Here is a 25,905-nt window from a genome sequence, read left to right on the forward strand (position 1 = left end):
CGGCGGGCGGGGCGACGAGGTGCGTCAGCCGGGCCGCGGCGCGGTGCCGACGGAGGACGGGAGCGGCTCGCGCAGGCCGCTGGCGCGCCGGACGGGCTGCTCGACGGCGCGACGCACCGCCTCCTCGCCGCCGATGACGCGCACGTGCTCGCGCGCGCGGGTGATGGCGGTGTAGAGCAGCTCGCGGGTCAGCAGCGGTGAGGCCGCCGGCGGCAGCAGCACGGTGACGCGGGCGAACTGGCTGCCCTGGCCGCGGTGCACGGTCATGGCGTGCACGGGCTGCACGGCCGGGAGCCGGTAGGGCCGCACGAGGACGGGGGCGGCCGGGTCCCCGAACGCGACGACGGTCCCGCCGGACCCGTCGTCGAGGACGACGCCCGTATCGCCGTTGGACAGCGCCGCGACCGGGTCGTTCTCCGTCACGAGCAGCGGCGTGCCGGGGGGCCACGCACACGGTGCCCGCCCACGCCACGACGGCTCGGCCTCCGCCAACCAGTGCTCGACCACCGCCGCCCACCAGGCGACGCCCGCCGGCCCCTGCCGGTGGGCCAGCAGGAGCCGGTGCCGTGCCAGCGCCGTCAGCGCGCCGGCCGCGTCGGCCGTCCGGGCGGCCTCCGTCAGCGCCCGGCCGGCCGCGAGCACGTCGGCCCGCAGCCCGCCGAGGTCCTCGGCGGCCGGCCGCGGACCCGCCGGCTCGACGAGCTCTCGCGACGCACCACCGGCGCGGAGCAGGGCCACCGCGGTGTCGGCGTCCCCGCGGCGGACCGCCTCCGCGAGCTCGGCCAGCTCCGTCCCGAACCGGTGCACGCGCTCGAGGCGCACCACGCCGGCCGGCAGCGCCGCGACGAGGTCCGCCAGCACCGCGCCGGCCTCGACGCTGCTGAGCTGGTCCGGGTCCCCGACGAGCACGACGTGTGCGCCGGGCCGGACCGCCGCCAGGAGCCGCGCCATCAGCGTGAGCGACACCATCGAGGACTCGTCCACGACGACGAGGTCGTGCGGGAGCCGGCGGCCGGCGTCGTGCCGGAACCGCGTGGTCGTCCCCGGCAGGGGTCCGAGCAGCCGGTGCAGGGTCGTGGCGCGCACCGGCCCGACCGCCGCGCGGTCGGCGGGGTCCAGGCCGCGCAGCTCTGCCTCGACGGACTCCTGCAGGCGGGCGGCCGCCTTGCCGGTCGGGGCGGCGAGCGCCACGCGCAGGGGGCCGCCCGTGCGGGTCGAGGCCAGGGCCGCGACGAGGCGTGCCACCGTCGTGGTCTTGCCCGTGCCGGGACCGCCCGTCAGCACCGTCAGGGGCAGGCGGGCCGCCGTGCGAACGGCGTCGCGCTGGCGCTCGTCGTCGGCCCGGGGGAAGAGCCGGAGGACGGCGCCCTCGACGGCGGCCCCGTCGTGGGCGGACGCGGACGGGGAGGCGGCCACGACGCGGCCGGCCGTGAGCGTGCGGACGGTCAGCTCGTCGCGCCAGTAGCGGTCGAGGTAGACGCGGCCGTCGACCCACCGCACCGGACGGTCGGCGGGTCCCTCCGGACCGTCGGCGACGAGGCGGCTGCGGCGCACGGCGGCGTGCCAGCCGTCGGGCCCGGCGAGATCGGGCCACGGCAGCGGGACGGCACCCCCCGACGCGGCACTCCCCGACGCGGCACTCCCCGACGCGGCACTCCCCGACGCGGCACCCTCCGTCGCGATGTCCTCGTCGACCGGCAGGGCGGCGACCTCGTCGAGCCGGACGCAGACCGAGCCGCCCCGCACGGCGCGCACCGCCAGGGCCACCGCGAGCAGCACACGCTCGTCGGCCTCCGCGACGACGGCGGCGAGCCGCCGCGCGACGTGGACGTCCGCGGCGACGAGCAGCCCGGCGGCGACGAAGGGGGCGAGCAGCCCCTCGGCCCGCCACGGCACCGACCCGGGGAGCGCGAGGCCGGACGTGCCGTTCTCGGCAGCCATCGGGGTCAGCGGCGTCCCGTGCGCGGTGGTGCCCGTCATGGCTGCCGTCCGTCGAGGAGGTCGGACAGGGCGACCACGAGCGCTGCGGGCGGTCGCCACGCCATCACGCCGCACGGCGCACCGCCGAGGACGGGGGTGGCGGGACCCGCCATGCCGCGCACGAAGAGGTAGAGCCCCCCGCCGAGGTGCTGCTCGGGGTCGTAGCCGCGCAGCCGCCACCGCAGGTACCGGTGCAGCGCCGCCGAGTAGAGCAGCAGCTGCAGCGGGTAGTGCGCGTCGAGCATGGCCGCCACCATCGCCTCCGGGCGGTAGTGCCACGTCGTCAGCGACTCCCCGGCGGTCCCCAGCCGGTTCGTCTTGTAGTCGACCACCAGGTACCGGTGCCCACCCGGCACCGACCGTCCGCCCTCGTGGTCGTCGACCGGCACGCGCAGTACCGCGTCGATGCTCCCCGTCAGGTATCCGGACAGGCGGCCGGCGGCCAGTGCGCGGTCCTCGAGCCGCTCGGCGTACCCGGCGAAGGGGTCGTCGGGGGGCAGGTGCGTCCGCAGCAGCGCCGCGAGGTCGCCGACCCGGGCGGGCGTGCGCACGGCCCCGTGGCCACCGACGGCGACGTCGCCGCCCGCCAGGGGCAGCTCGAAGTCCAGCTCGGCCAGGCGGTCGCCCGGCGCGACATCGGCCAGGGTGCGACCGTCCGCGAGCGCTCCGAGCGGGGTGCGCAGCACCGGCAGCAGCGCGGCAGCGAGCACCTCGGGCGTGACGCCGGCCGCCGCCGCGGTGCCCGCCTCGGTGCAGCGGGTCGTCAGCTCCGCGTCCAGGTCCGCCGCTGCGGTGTCGACCGTCTCGAGGACCTCGTGCACGAGGGTGCCGAAGCCGGTCCCGCCGGGCAGGTCCGCGAGCGGGGACGGCAGGGCTCCGGCGGCCGCGGCCGCGGTCGCGTCCGCGAGGTCCGCGAAGGGGTCGAGGGGCAGCGCCGGGGCGTCCTCCGGCTCGTCGATCACGACGCTCGTCTCGGGCTCGGAGGTGACCCCCGCGCCGCCCGGCCGTCCCACGAGGCCTGCGCCGCCATCTACGCCCGTGCCCGCTGCCGTCCCCGCTCCCGTGCCCGACCTGGAGCCGACCGCGCCACCGGGGCCCGGCGGGTGGGCCGCGTCGTGGGCGGCGGCCGTGAGCGCCGAGTAGGACGTGCGGCGCCAGCCCGTGTCCGGCACGCGGTCGAGCACGGCGACGTCGAGGTCCGCACGGACCACGGGCGGCGGCTCCCAGCGCTCGACCTCCGGCGGTCCCGCGACGAGCTCCAGGGCCAGGGCCGCGCCGGCGGCGACCACGTGCTCGCGTAGCCGCACGGTGGCGACGTCGTCGGTCATGGCGCGCACCAGGTCCGCGGGCCGGCCGTCGGCGTCCCGCCCGCCGAGCAGCAGCCGGGTCAGCGGCGCCCGGCCGGAGTTCCGGCTGGGCGCCCACCAGAGCACGAGCTGGCTGGCGGCCCGCGTCATGGCGACGTACGCCAGGCGCAGCCCCTCGCCCGACTCGTCCTCGGCGGCGGCCGCGCGGGCCTCGTCGTAGCCCGGGCTGCCCTTGCCGCCGACGTGCAGCACGCGGGCGTCGTCCCGGTGCAGGGTGAGGGTCTCCGGGTTGTCGGGCGTCCACCGGTCCCAGAGGTAGGGCACCAGGACCACCGGGAACTGCAGCCCCTTGGCGGCGTGCACGGTGATGACCTGCACCGCCGCGGCATCGGTCTCCAGGCGTCGGCTGCGCTCCTCCGCGTAGTCCGTCGCCGCCTCGGCGATGCGTTCGCGCAGCCACTCCAGGAGCGACGAGGGGCCCATGCCCTGCCCGGTCGCCGCCGCGTGCAGGGCCTCGCCGACGTGCCGCAGGTCCGTCAGGCGCCGCTCGCCGTCCGGCAGCGCGACGAGGCGCTCGCGCACGCCGGCGGCCGCGGTGGCCTCGACCAGCGCGGCGACGCCGTGGTCGGCGAGCAGCCGCGCCCAGCCGCGCACGCGGTCGTCGAGCCGGTCCCGGGCGGTGCCGTCGGCCCCGGCCAGATCGGTCGCGGACCAGCCGACGAAGGGACCGAGCGCCACCGCCGCCGTCAGGCCGCGGACCCCGGGACGGGCCAGCGCGGACAGCAGCACGAGCCAGTCCTGCGCGGCCGGCGTCCCGAAGACGCTGGTCAGCATGGAGGTGACCGCCGGCACGCCGGCCTCGACGAGCGCCGCCTGCGCGGACAGCGCGTCGGCGTTGCGGCGCGCGAGCACGGCGACGTCGCCGGGGCGCAGCGGGCGTCGGGTCCCGTCGGCCCCGACGACCGTCGTGGTCCGCAGCCGCCGCACCACCTCCGCCGCGACGTCCGCGTGCACGAGCGCACGCACCGCGCCGACGGCCGCGTCCTTGACCCCGGTGGTCCCCAGCGCGGCGCGGGTGACCTGCCGGACGACGACGGCAGGCCCGCCCTCGAGCCGCCGGCCGGTCCGTCCTGCCTCGACGGGGTGCACGACGATCCGCGGGTCGCCCAGCGCCGTGCCGCGCAGCAGCGGCGCGAGCCCGGCGAGCACGTCGGGGTCAGCGCGCCAGTTGCGGCCCAGGGTCGACGTCGACGCCTCCGCCCGCGCCCGGAGGTAGGTCACGACGTCGGCGCCCCGGAAGGCGTAGATGGCCTGCTTGGGGTCGCCGATGAGCACGAGCGTGCGCGAGCCGTGGAACGCGGTGCGCAGGATCTCCCACTGGACGGGGTCCGTGTCCTGGAACTCGTCCACCATGACGACGCGGTAGCGCGCGCGCACCCGCTCGGCGGCGGCGGGCCCGGTGGCCGGGTCGGCCAGCGCGTCACGGAGCAGGACGAGCAGGTCGTCGTAGTCGAGGACCCGGGCGCCGCGCTTGCGCCGCGTCATCTCGCGCCGCGCCGCGAGCGCCAGACGCACGGCGTCCCCGGCGCGCGTGCCGGGGTCGGCGTCGGCGGGCTCGACGGTCGCGCCGTGGTCGCTGACGGCCTCGTGCGCGACGCTCCGGGCCAGCGTGACCGTCAGCGTCGGGTCGGAGGTGCCGACGTACTTGCGCAGGTAGAGGTCGTCCACCACCTCCGCCTCGAGCGCGGCGACGTCCGGCAGCAGCGTCGCGTCCCGATCCACGTCGCCGACCGTGCCCAGCGTCGCGAGCATCTCCTGGCAGAAGCCGTGTGTCGTGGTGATCGTGGCGGCGTCGAACGCCGACAGCGCGTCCGCCAGGCGCTCGCCGCGGCGGTGCCGCTCGTCGTCGTCGACCGCGGCCAGGTGCCGCACCACGTCGTCCGACGAGGTGCGGGCGTCGGAGCCGCGCAGCGCGGCCTCCACCTCCAGCAGCCGGTCCCGGACGCGCTCGCGCAGCTCGGACGTGGCCAGCCGTCCGAAGGTCACCAGCAGCAGCTCCGGCAGGGTCGCCACACCCTCCGCGACGTAGCGCGCCGCGAGGGAGGCGATGGTGGTGGTCTTGCCCGTGCCGGCGCTCGCCTCGAGCACGACCGTGCCCGTGGGCAGCGGTCCGCAGACGTCGAAGACCGGCGGGGCGACGGCCGTCGTCGCACCGGTCGCCGGAGGTACGGGTGACGCCGCCTCGGGGGCCACCCCGCTCACCGCGGCACCACCTGCTCGTGCGCCAGGAGGTCCTCCCACAGCGCGACGGACAGGGCGCCGAACCGCGTGGGGTGCCCCGGGGCGCGCGCGGCCTCGGCAGGCGTCGGACGCGGGGCGAGGACGTCGTCGGCCGACATGCCGGCGCCCCACACCTGCACGTGGTAGCCGTCGGTCAGGTCGAAGCCGCCGGCGCCGCGGGCGGCGTCCTCGGGCGTGCCCAGCTCGGCACGCGCCGCAGCCTCCGCGTCGTCGGCGGTGGCCGCCGGACCGGTGAGGGCGCGGGCGTAGGCGCAGGACGCGGCGAGCGGGAGCGGCAGCACCTCGCGGCGGGCCGCGTCGTGCAGCACGACGAGGTCGGCCAGCAGCCGGGCGGCCCGGTCCGGTGCCGGCGCGGCGAGGAGGGCCGCGCGGTTCGCCGACCCGCTACCGGGGCCGCGGCCGATGGTCGTGGCGCTGAAGGTCCGGCCGGGCAGCGCCGCTGTCAGTGCGAGCAGGCCCAGCCACGCGCGCAGGCGGTGCTTGGCGGCGAGCCGCGACAGCACGACCCGGACCAGCACGTCCCCGCGGACGCCGTCGACCGTCCCCGTCAGCCGGCGACCGGTGACCACCTGGCCGTCAGGTCCGGGGTGCGGCGGCAGGGTGAGGGCCACGTCGAGGGCCACGGGGTCCGCCGCCAGCGCGTCGCCGGCGGCGTCGAGCACGCCCTGGACCCGCTGCCGAACCGTCCCCATGACCGTGCCGCCCAGCTCGCCGGGCGGCACGTGCCCCCGCCGGCGCTCGGCTGCGACCGCGGCGTCGAGCCCGGTCCCGGCCAGCACGGTCGCCAGCACGCGGTTCCCCACGTCCCACATCGCGAGGCCGTCCAGCTCGAGGGGCAGCCGGTCCTCCAGCGGCGGCTCGTCGCGCGGCGGCACGACGCCCAGCCGCCCGCGCACCAGGGCGCGGACCGGGTGCTCGAGCACGACGACGAGGTCGTCGAGGTCGACGTCGGGCACCCCGCTGCTGACCGTGGCGGTGGTGGCGGTGGTGGCGGTGGTGGCGGTGCCGGACGTCGGGGCGGCGTCCGCGCCGGCCGGGCCGAGGGGGGCCGGGAGGAACGGGGCGGCGGCCGTGCGCGGCTCCCGGGCCCGGCGGGCCGCGGCCAGGTCGACCGCATCGAAGCTGAAGGGGCCTGGCCGCCCCAGCGCGCCGTCGACGAAGTTGCGCTCGTCGACGGTCTGCAGCGGGTGCCGGACCACCCGCGCCCGGGCGTCGCGCCCGTCCGTGGACGCCACCGCGTCGTCGAGCGCGTCCAGGAGCTCGCCCACCGGGACGGCCGGCGGACGGCGGGCACCCGTGCGCTCGTCCGCACCGGCGTGGACCACGACGAGGTGGTCGGTGGCGCTGAGCACGGCGTCGAGGAAGAGCTGGCGGTCCTCCTGGCGCCGGTCCCGCTCGCCCACCAGGGGTCGCCGCGCCAGCACGTCGTCGCCGTCGGGGCCGCCGCCGCGGGGGAACGCGCCGTCGTCCATGCCGAGCAGCGCGACCACGCGGTGGGGGACGGCGCGCATGGGCGCGAGGCTGCACACGGTCAGCGCCCCGGTCCGGAAGCCGGAGCGGGTGGGCCGGGCGCGCAGGCGTGGCTCGAGGGCGGCGGCGACGTCCGGCAGGCGCAGCTCGGGGTCGCCACCGTCGGCGGACGTGCGGCGCAGGTCCGCCAGGACGCGCTCCGCCTCGACCGACTGCCACCGGTCGGCCGGCGCCACGTCGGTGAGGAGCGCGAGCGCGTCCGTCAACGCGTCGCACCACGCCGTCGCGGGACGCGTGCCGTCGAGGGACGCGAGCACGGCCGACAGGCGGTCGACGAGCTCCGTCAGCCGGCCCACGAGGTCCACGTCCGTGCTGCCCACGTCGTCGACGGGCAGGGCGTGCTCCACGTACCGGCCGTCCTCCTCCGCCATCGCCACGCCCAGCGCCAGCCGGTCCAGCGCGGCGGACCAGGTGCCCTGGGCGACGCGGCCGAGGCCGTAGCGCGCGCGCCGACCCGTGTCCTCCCCCCACCGCACCCCGGTCTCGACCGCCCACGCCCGCACCCGGTCGAGGTCGGCGTCGTCGAGGTCGAAGCGGCGCCGGACCGGTGGCTGCCCCGCCAGGTCGACGACCGCCGACGCGGTGACGCGGGACGCGGCGAGCTCCAGGAGGGTCGCGAGCACGACGAGCACGGGGTTGGCACGGGCGGGTGCACGGTCCGCGATCCGCACCCGCAGCGTGCGCCCGGGGTGGTCCGCTGCGACAGCGGACGAGCCGCCCGGACCGTCCACCGCGGCCTCGCCCGTCGCGACCGGGCCCAGCACGGCCTCGACGAGCGGCGCGAACGCCTCGACGTCCGGGCACAGCACGACGACGTCGCGCGGCTCGAGCGTGGGGTCGTCCGCCAGCAGTCCCACGAGGACCTCGCGCAGCACCTCGACCTGGCGCGCGCGGCCGTGGCACGCATGGACCTGGACGGTCCGGTCCTCGGCCGCAGCCACGTGCACGGGCCCGCCCCGACGGTCCTCCGCCAGGCGGGTCTGCAGCGCGCCGAGGACGGTCGTGGGCCGCGGCCGTGCGGGCAGGAGCTCCACGTGGTCCGGCCCGGCTGCCAGGACCCGGGCGCCGAGCTCGACCGCGTCGCCGGCCGTGGCGGTCAGCAGCCGGTGCCGGGCGACCCGTGGCAGCGCGGCCCGGGCCAACGGCGGCCGCAGGTCCAGGTCCGCCAGCCGCTGCCACAGCGCCAGGGACGGCTGCGGCAGCCACAGGTGCACCTCCCGGTGGGCGGCGAGCGCCCCGAGCACCCGCAGCCCCTGCGCGGGCAGCGCGGTGGCGCCGAGCACGGACACGCGGGCCGGCAGGTCCACCAGGCCCGGGTCGGCGACCAGCGCCGCGACGGCGTCGTCGAGCCGCTCCGCCGGGGCCGGGACCCCCAGGCGCTCGCGGACCGCGCGCCAGAGGCGGGCCTGCCAGGCGAGGTCGGGTGCGAGCGGCGCGCCCGTGCCGTCCTCGTCGTCGCCCGCCGCCCACGCGACGACCATGGCCGGGCGTTCCTCGTCGTACCGGACGAGGAGGCGCGCCAGGTGCTGCGCGAGCGGGAGCCGCCGGCCGCGACGGACGTCGTCGTCGGGCGTGCCGAGGTGGCGCACCACGGGGGCGAGCCACGGCTCCTCGGCCCTCTCGTCCAGCACGGCCAGCACCGTCCACGCCAGCGCGGACCGGGACCACGGGTCGCGCTCGCCGTCCGGGTGGCCCACGACCGCGGCGAGGGCGTCCGCCACGAGCCGCCGCGGGGGGTCGAAGCGCACGTTGGCGCAGATCCCGTCGCCACCTCCCTCGCCGTCGGACCCGAGGCGCCGCGCCAGGCGCTGCGCCACCCACCGTTCCACGCCCCGCGTCGGCACGGCCACGACGTCGGGGACGAACGGGTCCGCGGGCACGTCCGCCAGCACGGCACCCAGCGCGTCGACCAGCACGTCGAACCGCTCGGCCACGTGCACCCGCAGAGCACCCCTGCGGACGCCGACGCCTGCGCCCCCACCTGCGGCGTCGCCGGCTGCCCCTGTCATGCCGGCGATGCTAGGCCAGGGGTCCGACACGACCGCCGGTCGCGCCGTCCCCTGTGGACGCCCGCGGTCAGGACCGGACCAGCGGCAGGCCCGGCGTCACGGGACGATGTGCCCCGCCGTCCGGAACAGCTCGTACCACTCCGCCCGCGTCAGCGGCAGGTCCGACCCCAGCGCCGCGTCCGTCACGCGCTGCGGCGTCGTCGTCCCGAGCACCACCTGCATCTGCGCGGGGTGCCGGGTGATCCAGGCCGTCGCGACGGCGATGGGCGGCACGTCGTACCGCGCCGCCAGCCGGTCGATGACCGCGTTGAGCTCGGCGTAGTCGGGGTTGCCGAGCAGCACGCCGGTGAAGAACCCGGCCTGGAACGGGGACCACGCCTGCACCGTGATGTCGTGCAGGCGGCAGTAGTCGACGATCCCGCCGCCGTCGCGGACCACGGACTGGTCCTCGGCCAGCATGTTCGCGGCCACGCCCTGCGCGACGAGCGGCGCGTGCGTGATGGACAGCTGGAGCTGGTTGGCGACGATCGGCTGCGTCACGTGCTTCTTCAGCAGGTCGATCTGCCGCGGCGTGTGGTTGGAGACGCCGAACGCGCGCACCTTCCCGGCGGCGTGCAGCTCGTCGAACGCGCGCGCCACCTCCTCCGGCTCGACGAGGGCGTCGGGCCGGTGCAGCAGCAGGATGTCGATCCGGTCGGTCCGCAGGGCGCGCAGCGACCCCTCGACCGAGGACGTGATGTGCTCGTAGGAGAAGTCGAAGTAGCCCTCGTCCTTCACGATGCCGCACTTGGTCTGGATGGTCAGCGCGTCGCGCTCCGACGGCGTCAGCGCCATGGCCTCCGCGAACCGCTCCTCGCAGCCGTGCAGCGTGCTGCCGTAGATGTCGGCGTGGTCCACGAAGTCGATGCCCGCGTCGCGGGCGGCGTGCACGAGGGCGCGCACCTCGTCGTCGGTCTTGTCCTGGATGCGCATGAGCCCGAGGACGACGTTCGGGGCGCTGATGTCGGTACCGGGCAGGGTGAGGGTCTTCACACCGACGAGGATGGACCCATGACGGCGACCGTGCAGGCGAAGGGTGTGGGGGCGGGCTTCGGGGACCGGGAGCTGTTCACGGGGGTCGAGCTCGTCGTCGCGCCCGGGGACGTGGTGGGTCTCGTCGGGCCGAACGGGGCCGGCAAGAGCACGCTGCTGCAGGTCCTGGCCGGCCGTCGCGCGCCGGACGCGGGGACCGTGAGCGTCTCCCCGCCCGACGCGCGGCTGGGGTACCTCGCGCAGGAGGTGGAACGGCTGCCCGACGAGACCGTGCGCGCCCACCTCGAGCGGCGCACCGGCGTGGCCGCCGCGCAGGCGGCGATGGACGCGGCGGCCGACGCGCTGGGCGCCGGCGAGGCCGGCGCCGACGACCGCTACGCCACCGCCCTCGAGGACTGGCTGGCCCTCGGCGGCGCGGACCTCGACACGCGGCTGGGGCAGGTCGCGGAGGAGATCGGGCTGGGCGTCGACCTCGACGCGGCGATGACGTCCCTGTCCGGCGGGCAGGCGGCGCGCGTGGGCCTGGCCGCGCTCCTGCTGTCCCGCTACGACCTCTACCTGCTCGACGAGCCGACGAACGACCTCGACGCCGCCGGGCTGGACCTGCTCGAGGACTTCGTCGCCAGGTCCGAGGCGCCCGTCGTCGTCGTCAGCCACGACCGCGAGTTCCTCAGCCGGACCGTGACGAGCGTCGTCGAGATCGACCGCAGCCTCCAGCGCGTCCTCGTCTACGGCGGCAGCTACGACGCCTACCTCGAGGAGCGCTCGACGGCCCGACGCCGCGCCCGCGAGGCGTACGAGGAGTACGCCGGCCGACGCGACGCCCTGGCTGCCCGCGCCCGCATGCAGCGCGCGTGGATGGAGAAGGGCGTGCGCAACGCCCGCCGCAAGGCCACCGACAACGACAAGCACGTGAAGGCGTTCCGCGGGCAGACCTCGGAGAAGCAGGCGGCGAAGGCCCGGCAGAGCGACCGCGCGCTGGAGCGCCTGGAGGTGGTGGAGGAGCCGCGCAAGGAGTGGCAGCTGCAGATGTCGATCGCCGCGGCGCCGCGGGCCGGTGCCGTCGTGGCCACCGCGCGGGCGGCGGTCGTCGAGCGCGGCGGCTTCCGGCTCGGGCCGGTGGACCTGCAGCTCGACTGGCAGGACCGCGTCGCGGTGACCGGTCCCAACGGTGCCGGCAAGTCCACCCTGCTCGGCCTGCTGCTGGGCCGCGTGCGTCCGACGAGCGGGGACGCCGGCCTCGGCCCGGCGGTGCTCGTCGGGGAGGTGGACCAGGCGCGCGCGCTGTTCGAGGGCGACGAGCCGCTCGCCGACGCCTTCGCCCGCCAGGTGCCGGACTGGACGGGCGCGGACGTGCGCACGCTGCTGGCGAAGTTCGGGCTCGGGCGCCACCACGTGCCGCGGCCCGCGTCGTCGCTGTCGCCGGGGGAGCGCACACGGGCGGCGCTGGCGCTGCTGCAGGCCCGGGGCGTGAACCTCCTCGTGCTCGACGAGCCCACGAACCACCTGGACCTGCCCGCGATCGAGCAGCTCGAGGCCGCCCTGGAGGCCTTCGACGGCACGCTGCTGCTCGTCACGCACGACCGGCGGATGCTCGAGACGGTGCGGCTGACGCGGCGGCTGCACGTGGAGGACGGGGTGGTCGAGGAGGTCGCCGCGGGGTGAAGGGGTGACGCCGGGGCGTGCGACGCTGTCGTCCATGGCCTTCTTCCGCCGCCGCGACCGCGTCCGGGCCGACCTCGTCGAGGGCTTCGCCGTCACCGAAGCGGTCGCGCTGCAGACGGCGCTGGTCGGCGCGCTGCGGCCGGCGGAACGGGCGTCCGGCGCGGCCGTCCCCGCCGAGCTCGTGCTCGAGGCCGGGCTGGACGGGCGGGTCGTCGTCGTGTGGCGCAACGCCGTCGTGGGCTTCGTCCCGCCGGCGCGCGAGCGGGAGCTGGCCGTGCGGGTGGCGGGGGCGGGCCGCGCCCTGCTGACGGTCGCCGGGGCGGTGCACCGGGACGGCCCCTCCGGTCCGTGGCGGGTGTGGGCGGGGCCGGTCCCGCCGGCGGGCTTCCCGCGGCCCGCGCCCGACGAGGACCGCCTCGCCCCGCCGCCCCGGCGCGTGCTCGGCATCCCGCTCACCGACGGGCCGTAGGGCCACCGCGGCCGACCGGCGGCAGCAGCGCCGCGGCGGGGCTGGTGCGATGTCGGTGGCCGGGTAGAACATGTGTTCGTGAGGACGACGAGAGGCGACCGGCCGGCAGGCGGAGCAGCGCCGCCCGCGACCGGCGACACCGCGGGCGACACCGGGGAGGTGCGCCGGCGCGCGGCGATCCTGCACGCCGACCTCGACGCCTTCTACGCCTCCGTCGAGCAGCGGGACGACCGGCACCTGCGCGGGCTGCCCGTGGCCGTCGGCGGCGCGGCCGGTGGCGGCGTCGTGCTCGCCGCGTCCTACGAGGCGAAGCGACGCGGCGTGCGGACGGCGATGGGTGGGCGGCAGGCGCTCGCCATGTGCCCGGACCTCGTCTTCGTCCGGCCGCGCTTCGACGCCTACGTCGAGGCGAGCCGGGCGGTCTTCGCGGTGTTCCGGGACACGACGCCGCAGGTGCAGGCCGTGTCCATCGACGAGGCGTTCCTGGACGTCGCGGGTCTGCACCGGATCGACGTGCCGCCCGTGGACATCGCCGCGCGCGTGCGCCGGCGGGTGGCGCAGGAGGTGGGGCTGCCCATCACGGTCGGGGTGGCCCGCACGCCGTTCCTGGCGAAGGTCGCCAGCCGGGTGGCCAAGCCCGACGGGCTGCTGCTGGTCGACCCCGACGGGGAGGACGCGTTCCTGCACCCGCTCCCGGTCGAGGTGCTGTGGGGGGTGGGCGAGGTGACGGCGGCGAAGCTGCACGCCCACGGGCTGCGCACCGCGGGGGAGGTGGCCGCCCTGCCGGTGGGCGTGCTCGTCGGGCTGCTCGGGCCCGCAGCGGGTGCGCACCTCCATGCCGTCGTGCACGGCCGCACGCCGGTCCGGGTCGTCACGGACCGGGCGCGCGGGTCGATCGGCGCCCAGCGGGCGATCGGCCGCGGCCCGCACGAGGACGCCTTCGTCCGGGCGGCGCTGCAGGGCCTCGTGGACCGCGTCTGCCGGCGGCTGCGGGCGGCGCGGTCGACGGCGCGCACCGTCGTGCTGCGGCTGCGGTTCGGCGACTACACGAAGGCGACGCGCTCCCGATCGCTGCCGCAGGCCACGGCGTCGACGGCCGACGTGGCGGCGGCCGCGCTGCGCCTGCTCGACGAGGCCGGGCCGCTGGTCCGCGAGCGCGGGATCACGCTCGTCGGGGTCGCGCTGACCGGCCTCGGCTCCGACGCGTACCTGCAGCCGGCGCTGGCGCTCGACGGGCCGGACCGGACGGGCGTCGACGCGGCCCTGGACGCCGTGGCCGAGCGGTTCGGGTCCGGGACGGTCCTGCGCGGCAGCCTGCTGCGGCGGGGGGAGGGCTTCGAGGCCCCCCTGCCCGACGAGGGGCCGCCACGCGCGAGCCCGCCACGCGCGAGCCCGCCACGCGTGGCCCCGCCGGACGCGACCCCGCCGCGCGGGACCCCGCGACACCGTCCCGAGATGTGACCGTGACCGCGCCGCCTTACTGTCGAAGGCGATCCCCGTCCCCAACGCCCGAGGCGTCCCCGTGAACCCCCTGCGTCGTCGCGCCACAGGTGCACAGCCCACCACCCCTCGACCCGACGGCGGGACCGGTGAGACCGGAGGCCGCACGGTCACGGACCGGTCGCTCGCGGCACCGACGGGGGCCGCGACCGCGCCCTCGTCGGGGACCGGCGGCCGCGGCTCGACCGCGATCGGGCGTCCGTCGCCGTGGCAGGACACCCTCGGACGGGCCGGGGTCCGGTCGCTGCAGCTCCTCGCCGTCCTGGCGCTCGTCGTCGTCGTCGCCTTCGCGATCAGCCGGTTGACGCTCGTCGTCATCCCCGTGCTGCTGGCCCTGGTGCTCGCGGCGGCGATCCACCCGCTCGTCGCGCGCTTCGAGAAGGTGATGCCCGACATCGTGGCCACCTGGCTGGCGCTGCTGCTGCTCGCGGCGCTGCTGACGGGGATCATGGGCGCGGTCGTCGTGGCCGTGCTGCGCCAGTGGGACGAGCTGTCGGACTCGGCGGTCGAGGGTGCGCAGCAGCTCGTCGACTCCCTGTCCGGGCTGCCGTTCGACATCAGCAGCCAGCAGATCGAGGACCTGCGCGACTCCGCGACGGCGTTCCTCACCTCGAGCGCGTTCGGCACGGGCGCGATCGCGGGGGTCTCGGCCACCGCGAACTTCGTCACCGGCCTGGTCTTCATGCTCGTCGTGCTGTTCTTCTTCCTCAAGGACGGGCCGCGCATCTGGTCGTTCTTGCTGCGGCCCTTCGAGGGCGAGCCGTACCTGCGGGCCCGCCGCGTGGGCACGCGGACCGTGCACACGCTGGGCGGGTACATCCGCGGAACGGCGATCGTCGCGGCGGTCGACGCGGTCGGCATCGGTGTCGGCCTGCTCATCCTCGGGGTGCCGCTGGCGATCCCGCTGGCCGTGCTGGTGTTCCTGCTCGCGTTCATCCCGCTCGTCGGCGCGACCCTGGCGGGCGTGCTCGCCGCGCTCGTCGCACTGGTCACCAACGGCCCGACGGACGCGCTCATCGTCATCGCGATCGTCGTCGGGGTGAACCAGATCGAGGGCAACTTCCTCCAGCCCGTGGTCATGGCGCGCTCGCTGGCGCTGCACCCGCTGGTCATCCTCATCGCGCTGACCGTGGGCACGGTGCTCGTCGGGATCACCGGGGCGGTGCTGGCGGTGCCGATCGCGGCCTCCGTCTGGGGCGCGCTGCAGGTGTGGAACGGCCCGCACGAGCCGGCCCATCCCGTGGCGCGCAAGGAGCGGCCGCCCGTGGAGGGGCAGGTCGCGGAGGGGCAGGTCAAGGCCTCGAAGCCCTGACGTCAGGGGCCGCGCCGGCCGGCGCGCAGGAGCACGACCGCCACGAGCGGCCACAGCGCCTGCGCGCCGGCCACCGCGCGTTCGGACAGCCCGACGAGGTCGCCGGCGCCGGGGACGAGCGCCTGCAGCTCGACGACGAACCACACCAACAGCCCGACGAGCACCACGGTGGCGACCGCTCCCACCCGCGGCGCCAGCGGACCGCGGCCGCCAGGCCGGACCGCCGCCGCCGGCCACACCGCCAGCGCGACGAAGGCGACGCCGGCCGCGAGGCCGTGGGGCCGGGGCGCGGCGTCCACGGGCAGGGCCCCCACCACGGCGGTCGCCACGCCGCCCAGTGCGTGCAGGGCCCGGGCGGCCCGCGGCAGGGGGCGCAGCGCCAGCGCGGTGGCGACGTGCGCGACGCCCGTCACCACGAGACCGGTCGTCATGACCCAGGGTGCCGTGGCGGTCGTGGCGGCCAGCGCGCTGATCGTCTCGCGCACGGGGTCGAACGAGGGTTGGAGGGCCGCCGCCGCGAGCCACCCGCCGACCATCGCGACGGGCGCGAGCACGGCCGGCACGGGTGCCCAGCGCGGCAGGGCAGGGGTGTCGTCGGGCGAGGCGCTCACCGCGCGACCGTACCGGCGCGTCGCCGCCCGTCCCGTCGCGCCGCAGCGGGTCGAACGGCAGCGACTCGCGGACCGGCCGAGCCGGGGCCGCGCCGACGCCCGCACCGGCGCGCCGGAGGCCCACCATGCGTCACGGTGACGTCGAGGTGAACAGCGGGTGACGGGTGCGGAGGACGTCGCCCCCCGGTGCCACACTCTCCCGGGCGGCGCACCGCCCGAGGACCTGCGGGACGGGTCCGGCACCACCGGGCGGCCCGCCGCCCCGCCAGAGGGAGCACGACCACCATGGCCGGCCAGGGCACCACGACGACGACCGACCCCCTGCGCAGGGCCGACGACGCGCCGCCGCCGCGCACCCTCGTCGACGTCCTCGTCGCCACGGCCGAGCGCCACCCGGACGTCGTCGCGGTCGACGACGGCGACGAGACGCTCACCTACGCCGCGCTGCTGCGCGCGGTCCGCGCCCAGGCGGCCCGCCTGGCCGCCGCCGGGGTGCGCCCCGGGGACCGGGTCGGCGTGCGCGCGCCGTCCGGCACCGTCGGGCTGTACGTCGCCGTGCTCGCGGTCCTCGCGGCCGGCGCCGCCTACGTCCCCGTCGACGCCGACGACCCCGAGGAGCGCGCGCGGCTCGTCTTCGACGAGGCCGGCGTCGTGCTCGTCGTCGGGGACGCCGGGGCGCTGACCCGCGCGGACGGGACGCCGGTGCCGACCGGGGACGCCACCGCCGCGGCCCCGGCAGCCGGTCGCCCCGCGCTCGACGACGACGCCTGGATCATCTTCACCTCCGGCTCGACGGGGCGGCCGAAGGGCGTGGCCGTCACCCACCGCAGCGCCGCCGCGTTCGTCGACGCCGAGGCGCGGCTGTTCCTCCAGGACGCCCCGCTGGGGCCAGGCGACCGCGTCCTGGCCGGGCTGTCCGTGGCCTTCGACGCCTCCTGCGAGGAGATGTGGCTGGCGTGGCGGCACGGCGCGACGCTGGTGCCGGCGCCCCGGGCGCTCGTGCGGGCGGGGCTCGAGCTGGGGCCGTGGCTGGCCGAGCGCGAGATCACCGCCGTCTCCACCGTGCCGACGCTGGCGGGGCTCTGGCCGGCCGAGGCACTGACCGGTGTGCGGCTGCTGATCTTCGGCGGGGAGGCCGTGCCGCCGGAGCTGGCGGCCCGGCTGACCGCCCCCGGGCGCGAGGTCTGGAACACCTACGGCCCCACGGAGGCCACGGTCGTCGCGTGCGCGGCGCTGCTCGAGCCCGACGAGCCCGTGCGCATCGGGCGGCCGCTGGACGGGTGGGACCTCGCGGTCGTCGGCCCCGACGGCGCGGAGGTGGCGCCGGGCACGACCGGGGAGCTCGTCATCGGCGGCGTCGGCGTCGCGCGGTACCTCGACCCGGCGCTCGACGCCGTCCGCTTCGCGCCGCACCCCGTGCTCGGCACGGGCCGGGCCTACCGCACGGGCGACCTCGTGCGCGACGACGGGATCGGCCTGCTCTTCGTCGGGCGCGCCGACGACCAGGTCAAGGTCAACGGCCACCGCATCGAGCTGGCCGAGGTCGACACCGCCCTGCAGGCGCTGCCGGGCGTGGCCGGCGGTGCCGCGGCGGTGCGCCGCTCGTCGGCCGGTGCCGCGGTGCTGGTCGGCTACCTCGTCGCCGCGCCCGGGGTGCGGCTGGACACCACGGCGCTGCTGCCGCTGCTGCGCGCGGTGCTGCCGGGGTCGATGGTGCCGCTGCTCGCCGTGGTCGACGACCTGCCCACGCGCACCTCCGGCAAGGTCGACCGCGACGCCCTGCCCTGGCCCCTGCCCGGGACGGCCACGGGCGGCGCTGACGGCGCGGCCGACCTGGTCGGCACGGCGGCCTTCGTCGCGGACGGCTGGGAGGGTGTCATCGGGGTGCGCCCGGCCAGCGCCGACGACGACTTCTTCGCGGTCGGCGGCAGCTCCCTGACCGCCGCGCAGCTCGTCTCCGCGCTGCGCGCCCGCTACCCGATGGTGACCGTCGCCGAGGTCTACGACCACCCGACGGTCGGGGAGCTGGCCGACCACCTCGACCGGCGCTGGCCCGCAGCGGCCGGCGGCGGGGAGGGAGCCGACGCCGCCGGTGCCCGCCTGCGCCGCGTCACGCCCGTGCCCGCCGCCGCGCAGGGGCTGCAGCTCCTGGCGCTGCTGCCGCTGCGCACGCTCGTCGGGCTGCGGTGGCTGACGGCGCTCGCGGCGGTGTGCCTGGTGCTCGGCGGGCCGCTGGACGTGGCGTGGGCACCCGACGTGGCGTGGTGGTGGGTGGCGCTCGGGTGGCTGCTGACCGTGAGCCCGCTCGGGCGGCTCGGGGTGTCGGCGCTCGGCGCGCGGGCGCTGCTCGTCGGCGTCGGGCCGGGGACCTACCCGCGCGGGGGGTCGGTGCACCTGCGGCTGTGGGCCGCCGAGCGTCTCGTCGAGGGCTTCGGCGCGGTCACGCCCTCGAGCGCGGCGTTCGTCGGGCTGTACGCGCGGGCGCTGGGCGCGCGGGTCGGGCCGGACGTGGACCTGCACTCCCTGCCGCCCGTCACGGGGCTGCTCACGCTCGGGCGCGGGTGCGCCGTCGAGCCGGAGGTGGACCTGTCCGGGCACTGGGTGGACGGGGACGTCCTGCACGTCGGGCGCGTCGTCGTCGGGCCGGGCGCGACCGTCGGGGCGCGGACCGTGCTGCTGCCCGGCGCGCACGTGGGCGCGGGCACCGACGTCGCGGCGGGCTCGGCGGTGCACGGCCGCACCGGCGACGACGCCTACTGGATGGGCTCGCCCGCGCGGCGCGTGCGCGAGGCCCGCCACCCCTGGCCCGACGAGCGCCCCGACGGGCTGGCCCGCCTGCGTTGGACGGCCGCCTACGCCGTGACGGGGACGCTCGTCGCCGGGGTGCCGGTGCTGGCGGGCGCGGCGGGCCTGGCCGTGGTGCTCGCGGCCGTGCGCGGCGCGGCCACGGCGGCGGAGGCCGTCGGCCCGGCGCTCCTCGGCGCGGTCGCCGGCACCGCGGTCGCGCTCGTCGTCGACGCGCTGCTCGTCGCCGTCACCGTGCGGACCCTGGGCCGCGGCCTGGCCGAGGGCGCGCACCCCGTGCGGTCGGCGGTCGGCCTGCGGGCCTGGGCCGTGCAGCGGCTCACGGACGCGGCTCGCACGCACCTGTTCCCGCTCTACTCCTCGGTCCTGACGCCGGCGTGGCTGCGGTTGCTCGGCGCGAGCGTGGGCCGCGGCACCGAGATCTCCACGGTGGTGGGCCTGCCGTCGATGATGCGCGTGCGCGACGGCGCCTTCCTCGCCGACGACACCATGGTGGCGCCCTACGAGCTCGGCGGGGGCTGGGTGCGGCTCGCGCCCGCGAAGGTCGGCCGGCGCGCCTTCCTCGGCAACTCCGGCATGACGGCACCGGGGCGGACGGTGCCGAAGAACGGGCTGGTCGCGGTGCTGTCGGCCGCCCCGCGCCGCACCCGGGCCGGGTCGAGCTACCTCGGCAGCCCGCCGGTGCTGCTCCCGCGGGCCGCGGTGCTCGAGGACGACGCGCGCACCTACGACCCGCCGGCCCGGCTGCGCCGCGCGCGGGCCGCGGTGGAGGCGGCCCGGCTCGTGCCCGCCCTGTCGGCCGGCGTGCTGGCCGTGGGCGTGCTGCTCGGGCTCGGTGCCCTCGTCGTCGCCGCGGGGTGGGGCGTCGCGGCGCTGCTGTCCGGGGCCGTGCTGCTCGCGGCGGGCGTGGTGGCCGCCGCCGTCACGGCCGTGGCGAAGCGGCTCCTCGTCGGGCGGTTCGACGCGCGGGACCACCCGCTGTGGAGCGCCGCGGTGTGGCGGGGGGAGCTGGCGGACACCTTCACGGAGGTGCTGGCGGCCCGGTTCTTCGCCGAGGCGGTGACGGGCACGTTCGCGCTCGTCGTGTGGCTGCGGGCCATGGGCGCCCGCATCGGCCGGGGCGTGTGGTGCCAGACGTACTGGCTGCCCGAGGCGGACCTCGTCACCCTCGGCGACGGCGCGACCGTCGGCCCGGGCTGCGTCGTGCAGACGCACCTGTTCCACGACCGCGTCATGAGCCTGGGTCCGGTCCGCCTCGACGCCGGCGCCACGCTCGGCCCGCACGGGGTCGTCCTGCCGGCGGCGCGCGTGGGCGAGGCCGCCACGGTCGGACCGGCGTCGCTCGTCCTGCGCGGCGAGCACGTGCCCGCCGGGACGCGCTGGGTCGGCAACCCCGTCGCCCCGTGGCAGGCTGCCGGGTCGTGACGCCACCCGCCCGCGGCGCCGCGCCCGGTGCGCGGCCCACCGACCCCTACGACCCGACGGGCGACCCCGACCTGCACGTCGAGCACTACGACCTCGACCTCACGTACAAGGTCGCGCGCAACCGGCTCGGCGGCACGGCCGTGCTGCACCTGCGCCCGCTCGTCGCCACCCGCGAGGTGCACCTGGAGCTGGCGGGCCTCGTCGTGCAGGAGGTCGCGGTGGAGGGAGCCCGCCTCGCCCGGCACCGGCACCGGGGGCGGGCGCTGACGCTGCGGCTGGCCGACGAGGTGCCGGCCGGCGCGCCCCTCGTCGTCACCGTCCGCTACGCGGGCACGCCGGGCCCGGTGCCGAGCCCGTTCGGGCCGGTGGGGTGGGAGGAGCTGACGGACGGCGCCCTCGTCGCCAGCCAGCCGCACGGCGCCGCCTCCTGGTTCCCGTGCAACGACCGCCCGGGGGACCGCGCGACGTTCCGCACGCGCCTGACCGTCGACGACCCGTACCGCGTGGCCGCACCGGGCCGGCTCACGGGCCGGCGCGCGCGGGCCGGCGCGACGACGTGGGTCTTCGAGGAGACCGCGCCCACCGCGACGTACCTGGCCACCGTGCAGGTGGGGCGGTACGCGGAGCTGGCGCTGGCGGACGCGCCGGTCCCGCAGCGCGCGCTCGTGCCGCCCGCGCACCTGCCGGCGGCGCGGCGGGCGCTGGCGCGGCACGGGGACATGCTCGACGCGCTCGCCGACGTCTTCGGCCCGTACCCCTTCGACGGGTACACGCTCGTGGTGGCGGACGACGTCCTGGAGATCCCCGTCGAGGCGCAGGGCATGTCCGTGTTCGGCACCAACCACCTCGGCGGCACGAGCGACGACGAGCGGCTCGTCGCGCACGAGCTGGCGCACCAGTGGGTGGGCAACGGCGTGGGGATCAGCACGTGGCAGCACCTGTGGCTGAACGAGGGGTTCGCCTGCTACGCGGAGTGGCTGTGGTCGGAGGCGTCGGGCGGGCCGGACGTGGGCACGCTCGCGGGACGCTGGCGGGCGCGGCTGGCGGCGCGGCCGCAGGACCTCGTGCTGTCGGACCCCGGGCCGGAGCGGGTGTTCGACGACCGCGTCTACAAGCGCGGCGCGCTCACGGTGCACGCGCTGCGGCTCGTGCTGGGGGAGCGGTGCTGGCGGGAGACGGTGCGGGCGTGGGTCGCCGAGCACGTCGGCGGGCCGACCGTGACGGACGCGGACTTCCGCGCGCACGTGGCGCGGTTCGCACACGGGCAGGGCGGCGAGGACCTGGCCGCGCGGGTGGCGGACCTGCTGCGCCGGTGGCTCGACGAGGAGCCGCTGCCGGAGCTGCCGGGGTCGTCGGACCGCGTGGCCTGAGGGCGGCGCGGTCAGGGATGACGGGGCTGTCGCAGCCGGACGGGCGGCCACCCGCGAGGGTGACCGCCCGTCCGTCCCGTCAGGGCCTGCCGGCCCGGTGCCGTCAGGCCGGGGCCCACCGCCACTGCTGCGTGGTGTCGCCGGGCGCGCAGGCGGCCAGCGCCAGGCTCCACGACGACGCGGACGTCGCGAGGCACAGGCTCGGGTCCGTGCCGACGGCGAGGGTGCCGTCGGCCCCGGCGACCCAGCGCTGGTCGGCGCCGCCGGTGCAGTCCTGCAGCACGACGCCGGCACCCGCGGTCGGCGACGCGGGGGCTGCGCACATGTCGCCGTAGACCCGCAGCTCGCCGGCGGCGTTCACGTCGAAGGACTGGTTGCCGCCGCCGTTGCAGTTCCACAGGCCGAGGGTCGTGCCGACCGCGGTGGAGGCGCCGGGGACGTCGAGGCAGATCTCGCTGCCGCCCGTGCTGTGGTGCACGCTGACGACCGGACCGCCGGGGGGCGCCGGCGGCAGGTCGTTCAGCACCTCGTCCTTGCGCAGGCCCCAGCCCCACCGGATCTGCTCGAGGCCAAACGTGTTGGTCACCTGCAGGCCGCCGTCGGGGGCGACCTCGGTGAGCGTGTAGGAGTCGCCCGTGCGCAGACCGGGCCAGTAGACGAGGCCCATGCCCTGGTCGCGGGCGACCTCCGTCAGCGCGCCCAGGTACGCCGTCGAGACGTTGCCGCTGTGGTTGGCGTAGTTCAGGCCGGTCGTCATGGGCGAGCCGGCCTCGGTCACGAGGGTGCGCCAGCCGACGTCCCCGAGCCGGGGGAGGAGGTTGGCCTTCCACTCCTCCTCGGTCGTGTGGTCCGCCCAGAAGCCGTAGAAGTGCAGCGACAGCAAGGTGCCGTCCAGCTCGGGGGCGGCGCCCACACCGGTCACGTCGTCGTTGTAGCCCGTGCCGGAGACGATGACGCGCTGGCGGGGGACGTCGGCGTGGTCGTCGAGCCACGTCGACGTGAGGTCCACCCACGAGTCCAGCGAGTACCCGAAGGGCTCGTTCATGATCTCGAAGTAGACCTTCGGGTTCTTGCCGTACGCGGGCACGACGGTGTCCCACATGGCGTCGAACGCGGCCGGGTCGTCGACGCGCCCGTCCTTGGCGTCGTCGGCCTCCCAGTAGCTGAGGACGACCTTGAACCCGTGCCGCGTCGCGGCGTCGATCGCGGCGCGGTAGGAGTCCCACCACGCGGTGCCGACGCTCGAGGGGTTGATGGGGAGCCGGACGGTGTTCGCACCGACCTCGTGGCGGAACTCGAGGACGGTCGACGAGGCCTTGGCGTACGTCGTGCGGTAGTCGTCGGCGGTGCTGAGGCCGGACGGGACGACCTCGTCGTCCGCGTAGTTGTCGCGGGGGTCGGCCCAGTTCACGCCGCGGAACTCGGCGGTGCCGGCGGGGCCGACCGCGGGCGACGCGGTGGCCGGTGCCTGGCCGAGACCGAGCACGAGGAGGGCGGCCGCCGCGAGGGCGGCCGTGCGGGTGGTGGATCTCATGAGGGCTCCGGTCCTGGGGCGCTGCACTGCGCCGCCGTCGGTCCGCGGCCGGAGACGTCGGGTGTCGCGGGCCGGTGGTCGCCGCCACCGTGGCATGCCGCGCCGAGGCGCCGCAAGACGTTCGGCTAAGGGTTGTTCTTAAGCGCCGAGCGCCCGTTGGTCCGTCGGGTCCGCCGCGACGGCGAGGAGGGTCGCGCCGTCGCGCACGACCACCGTCGGCCGCCGGCGGGGGCGCCACCACGGGCGTGCGACGGCGACGGCGGCCACGACACCTGCGCCGAGCCGGCTGGGCACGGGCGACGTGCCGCTCTCCCGGGGCGCCGGCAGCGCGAGGTCCACGACGTCCACGACCCGCCGTTGGTGCCGGACGCGGCGGGGACGGCCGCCACGCCCGAGGACGGCGATGCCGCGCGGGTCGGTGCGGAGGCCGGCACCGGTGGCCTTCAGCACCGCCTCCTTGCGCGCCCAGGCCGTCGTGAGGAGCGCGTGGCGCGTCGCGGCCGGTACCCGGACCAGGCGACGCCGGTCCCGAGGTCCCAGCGCGACGTCCGCGAACGGCGCCGTGCTGCCCGGGCCGGTGCCCTCCGGGCCGGTGGCGACGACGTCGACGCCGATGTCGTCGACGCGCCGCGGCCGGTGCCCGCGCCCGTCCGCCTGCAGCACCGCGACCGCGACGAGCGGGCCGGACCGCGTCACGGACACCTCCACGCCGCGCGGGTGCACGACCCGGACGCGGCCGTGCGCGCCGCCGCACGTCGGGCACCGCGCGGCCAGCACGACGGACTCCGGCGGGACGCCTGCCCGCTCGGCGACGGCGAGCCGCAGGAGGGCCCTTCCGGTGGTGAAGGCGTTCGCGGCCCGCACCGGCAGGGCGGCGCGACGGGCACGCTCGTCGTCGTCCAACAGCTCGACGAGCGCTGCTCCTGCGGCCGGCGGCGCCACCCACACGTGGACCACCCGGCTCGACGCCGTCGCCACCGTCCCGCGCCCGGCCGCCGTCGCGCCGGGCCCCGGGTCCTGCCCCGGTCGGGGCGCCACCGCACGCGTCACCGGAGGATCGTCGCGCACGACGACCGGCGACGAGGTCGACACGGACGGGTGACGTGTGTGGAGGTTGTCGCGACAACTTCGGCAGCCCGCATCCCGCCGTGGCCCGTCCTGCGGGCCCCACGACGAACCGGAGGACCCCGTGCACCTTCCCGTTCCCGTCCGTGACCTCGTCCTGCTCCTCGCCCGCGTGGCGGTCGGCGTCGTGTTCGTCGCGCACGGACTCCAGAAGCTCGTGACCAACGGCATCGACGGGACGGCCGGCTTCTTCTCGTCGGTCGGCGTGCCGGCCGCGGAGGTGGCGGCGTGGGTGTCCGCGGTGGTCGAGCTGGTCGGGGGCGCCCTCCTCGTGGTCGGGCTGGCGGTGCCGGTGGCCGGCCTGCTGCTCGCGCTCCAGATGCTCGGGGCGTACGTGTTCGTCCACGCCGGCAACGGCCTGTTCGTCGACGACGGCGGGTTCGAGCTGGTCCTGGTGCTCGCCGCCGCGAGCCTGCTGCTGGCCGCCGTCGGTGGCGGACGCTGGTCCCTCGACGCCGCGCTGCTCGGCCGTCGGCGGGGACGGGACCGCGCCCTCGTCGGCTGACGTCGCGTCAGCGGACCCTGGCGGGCAGCACGACCTCGTCGCCGGGGCTCGCAGGCCGGGGCAGCACCGGCGCCACGACCGCCGGGGCCACGACCGCGGGGGCACGCTCGAGGTCGGCCGCGGGGCCAGGGCGGCCGAAGTACCACCCCTGGCCGAGGTCCACGCCGAGCGCCCGGAGGGCCACGACGTCGTCGAAGGTCTCGACGCCCTCCGCCACCACCGTCGTCCCGCTCCCGTGCGCGAACTGCACGAGCGCCGTGACCAGCGTCGACAGCACGTCGTCGGTCGCGACCCCGGCCACGATGCTGCGGTCGAGCTTGATGACGTCCGGGCGGCACAGCACGATGTGCCGCAACGAGGAGAACCCGGCCCCGACGTCGTCGATGGCCAGGCGCAGCCCCGCAGCCCGCGGTCCGGCCAGCGCGGCGTGCAGCGCGTCGTAGTCCTCGACCGGGTCGTGCTCGCTGAGCTCGAGCAGCACCCGTCGCGCGGGCAGGCGCGCCAGCAGGGCGGCGCAGCCCGGGGTGAGCAGCGTCTGCGGCGAGACGTTCATGGCGACGTAGCCCTGCACCCCGTCGAGGTGCGCCACCGCGCGCTCGAGCGCGAGCAGCTCGAGCTCGTCGCCGAGCCCGTGGGCGTGCGCCTCGGCGAAGACGAGGTCCGGTGTCCGCCCCCACTCCGCCGGGAAGCGCGAGAGCGCCTCGGCGCCGACGCGCACACCGTCGGCCAGTGCCACGATCGGCTGCAGCACGACGGTCGGCCCGCCCGCGGCCATGACGGGCTGGATCCGCCCGACGACGTCCGCCCGCTCCGCAGCCGCCACCACCTCCGGCTCGACGACGACGGCCGCCGCCGACGCCAGCACCTCCAGCAGGGCGCGGTCGCGCTCGCCGAGCCCCTTGTCGGTGGTGAGGCCGGCCGCGCAGAACGTGCCGTAGAAGGTCCCGTCGCTCAACGTGACCGGCACGGACACGTAGCTGCGCAGCCGGGGGAAGCGCGTGGCGGGCAGCGTCATGGCCAGCGGGTGCTGCCGCAGGTCCGGCATGACCGGGGGGAGCCTGCCGTCGCGGATGGCCTGGCACAGCGACGTCGCCTGCACCGCCTGGTGCCCCTCCTGGAAGATGAAGGGGACGGTCGAGTCGACCACCTGCAGGTGCTGCGTCGTGCCGTCCATGCGGCTGAGGAACGCGATGCTCAGCCCGAGGGCGTCCTTCGCGGTCCGCAGGAGCCCGGCCACCTGCTCCTCCGCGGCGCTGCGCTGCCGACGGCCCATGGCGTGCTCCCCTCGCGGTCGTCCCCGCGGCGCAGGGCACCCCCGCCGCATCGTCACGCGGCGGGTGCGGCTGAGCGCCGGCGGTCGCGGTCACCCCACCGGCCCAGACCGACGGCGGGCGACGAGCACCGGTGCGGGCCCGGCGCCGCGGC

15 protein-coding genes are annotated in these 25,905 nt (G+C 77.5%); 7 read left to right on the forward strand and 8 right to left on the reverse strand.

Going from position 1 to position 25,905, the window contains the following annotated elements; translation table 11 throughout:
• Positions 1 to 24: 24 nt before the first annotated feature.
• From recD to AC2TDM_RS03115, 4 genes are all read right to left on the reverse strand, one after another.
• A complete protein-coding gene (recD, locus tag AC2TDM_RS03100) occupies positions 25 to 1,980 on the reverse strand; it encodes an exodeoxyribonuclease V subunit alpha (protein ID WP_239078814.1) in 1,956 nt (651 codons plus the stop codon).
• Complete coding sequence (locus tag AC2TDM_RS03105; RefSeq protein WP_239078813.1) at positions 1,977 to 5,549, reverse strand: UvrD-helicase domain-containing protein; 3,573 nt, start codon at positions 5,547 to 5,549, stop codon at positions 1,977 to 1,979. Before AC2TDM_RS03105 ends, recD begins: the two co-directional genes overlap by 4 nt.
• Positions 5,546 to 9,127, reverse strand: a complete 3,582-nt coding sequence (gene recC, locus AC2TDM_RS03110) for an exodeoxyribonuclease V subunit gamma (protein WP_090033364.1) — start codon at positions 9,125 to 9,127, stop codon at positions 5,546 to 5,548. The genes AC2TDM_RS03105 and recC overlap by 4 nt, the downstream gene beginning before the upstream one ends.
• A 96-nt stretch (positions 9,128 to 9,223) precedes the next feature.
• Positions 9,224 to 10,159, reverse strand: a complete 936-nt coding sequence (locus tag AC2TDM_RS03115) for an aldo/keto reductase (RefSeq protein WP_090033365.1) — start codon at positions 10,157 to 10,159, stop codon at positions 9,224 to 9,226.
• A gap of 18 nt (positions 10,160 to 10,177) precedes the next feature.
• Between AC2TDM_RS03115 and AC2TDM_RS03120 the strand changes: the two genes are divergently transcribed.
• The 4 genes from AC2TDM_RS03120 (at position 10,178) to AC2TDM_RS03135 (ending at position 15,105) form a co-directional block, all read left to right on the forward strand.
• A complete protein-coding gene (locus tag AC2TDM_RS03120; protein ID WP_090033367.1) occupies positions 10,178 to 11,824 on the forward strand; it encodes an ABC-F family ATP-binding cassette domain-containing protein in 1,647 nt (548 codons plus the stop codon).
• A gap of 34 nt (positions 11,825 to 11,858) precedes the next feature.
• Entirely contained in the window at positions 11,859 to 12,293 is a 435-nt protein-coding gene (locus tag AC2TDM_RS03125; RefSeq protein ID WP_139224437.1) for a hypothetical protein, read from the forward strand.
• A 159-nt stretch (positions 12,294 to 12,452) separates the two neighbouring features.
• Entirely contained in the window at positions 12,453 to 13,754 is a 1,302-nt protein-coding gene (dinB, locus tag AC2TDM_RS03130) for a DNA polymerase IV (protein ID WP_090033441.1), read from the forward strand.
• A 61-nt stretch (positions 13,755 to 13,815) separates the two neighbouring features.
• Positions 13,816 to 15,105 carry an AI-2E family transporter gene (locus tag AC2TDM_RS03135; RefSeq protein ID WP_484635797.1) on the forward strand — a complete coding sequence of 430 codons (1,290 nt, stop codon included), beginning with the start codon at positions 13,816 to 13,818 and terminating at the stop codon, positions 15,103 to 15,105.
• 2 nt (positions 15,106 to 15,107) lie between these two features.
• On the opposite strand, the gene AC2TDM_RS03140 is transcribed toward AC2TDM_RS03135, so the two are convergent.
• A complete protein-coding gene (locus AC2TDM_RS03140) occupies positions 15,108 to 15,716 on the reverse strand; it encodes a DUF998 domain-containing protein (RefSeq protein WP_484635798.1) in 609 nt (202 codons plus the stop codon).
• Between the two features lie 285 nt (positions 15,717 to 16,001).
• Here AC2TDM_RS03140 and AC2TDM_RS03145 point away from each other — a divergent pair, with 285 nt between their 5' ends.
• Entirely contained in the window at positions 16,002 to 19,946 is a 3,945-nt protein-coding gene (locus AC2TDM_RS03145; protein ID WP_090033372.1) for a Pls/PosA family non-ribosomal peptide synthetase, read from the forward strand.
• Positions 19,943 to 21,316, forward strand: coding sequence for a M1 family metallopeptidase (locus AC2TDM_RS03150; RefSeq protein ID WP_090033445.1), 1,374 nt, complete (start codon positions 19,943 to 19,945; stop codon positions 21,314 to 21,316). Before AC2TDM_RS03145 ends, AC2TDM_RS03150 begins: the two co-directional genes overlap by 4 nt.
• Before the next feature lie 103 nt (positions 21,317 to 21,419).
• Here the strand turns inward: AC2TDM_RS03150 and AC2TDM_RS03155 are convergent, their stop codons facing one another.
• Both AC2TDM_RS03155 and AC2TDM_RS03160 read right to left on the reverse strand, forming a co-directional pair.
• Positions 21,420 to 22,850, reverse strand: coding sequence for a ricin-type beta-trefoil lectin domain protein (locus tag AC2TDM_RS03155; protein ID WP_484635799.1), 1,431 nt, complete (start codon positions 22,848 to 22,850; stop codon positions 21,420 to 21,422).
• 138 nt (positions 22,851 to 22,988) lie between these two features.
• The gene (locus AC2TDM_RS03160) at positions 22,989 to 23,900 is read right to left on the reverse strand and encodes a 4'-phosphopantetheinyl transferase family protein (RefSeq protein ID WP_484635800.1); all 912 of its coding nucleotides are present in this window, start codon (positions 23,898 to 23,900) and stop codon (positions 22,989 to 22,991) included.
• Between the two features lie 139 nt (positions 23,901 to 24,039).
• On the opposite strand from AC2TDM_RS03160, the gene AC2TDM_RS03165 reads away from it, so the two are divergent.
• On the forward strand, positions 24,040 to 24,480 hold the full coding sequence (locus AC2TDM_RS03165) for a DoxX family protein (protein ID WP_090033375.1): 441 nt from the start codon (positions 24,040 to 24,042) through the stop codon (positions 24,478 to 24,480).
• A gap of 7 nt (positions 24,481 to 24,487) precedes the next feature.
• Here AC2TDM_RS03165 and AC2TDM_RS03170 read toward each other — a convergent pair whose 3' ends face one another.
• Positions 24,488 to 25,753 carry an EAL domain-containing protein gene (locus tag AC2TDM_RS03170; RefSeq protein ID WP_090033377.1) on the reverse strand — a complete coding sequence of 422 codons (1,266 nt, stop codon included), beginning with the start codon at positions 25,751 to 25,753 and terminating at the stop codon, positions 24,488 to 24,490.
• Positions 25,754 to 25,905 lie beyond the last annotated feature (152 nt).

The organism is Cellulomonas sp. plas2 (assembly GCF_057221735.1).

What these genes read in the sequence shown, in the direction of transcription:
- recD (WP_239078814.1), bottom strand. Translation starts at nt 1,980, where the DNA reads ATGACGGGCACCACCGCGCACGGGACGCCGCTGACCCCGATGGCTGCC.
- recC (WP_090033364.1), bottom strand. Translation starts at nt 9,127, where the DNA reads ATGACAGGGGCAGCCGGCGACGCCGCAGGTGGGGGCGCAGGCGTCGGC.
- AC2TDM_RS03120 (WP_090033367.1), top strand. Translation starts at nt 10,178, where the DNA reads ATGACGGCGACCGTGCAGGCGAAGGGTGTGGGGGCGGGCTTCGGGGAC.
- AC2TDM_RS03125 (WP_139224437.1), top strand. Translation starts at nt 11,859, where the DNA reads ATGGCCTTCTTCCGCCGCCGCGACCGCGTCCGGGCCGACCTCGTCGAG.
- AC2TDM_RS03145 (WP_090033372.1), top strand. Translation starts at nt 16,002, where the DNA reads ATGGCCGGCCAGGGCACCACGACGACGACCGACCCCCTGCGCAGGGCC.
- AC2TDM_RS03155 (WP_484635799.1), bottom strand. Translation starts at nt 22,850, where the DNA reads ATGAGATCCACCACCCGCACGGCCGCCCTCGCGGCGGCCGCCCTCCTC.
- AC2TDM_RS03170 (WP_090033377.1), bottom strand. Translation starts at nt 25,753, where the DNA reads ATGGGCCGTCGGCAGCGCAGCGCCGCGGAGGAGCAGGTGGCCGGGCTC.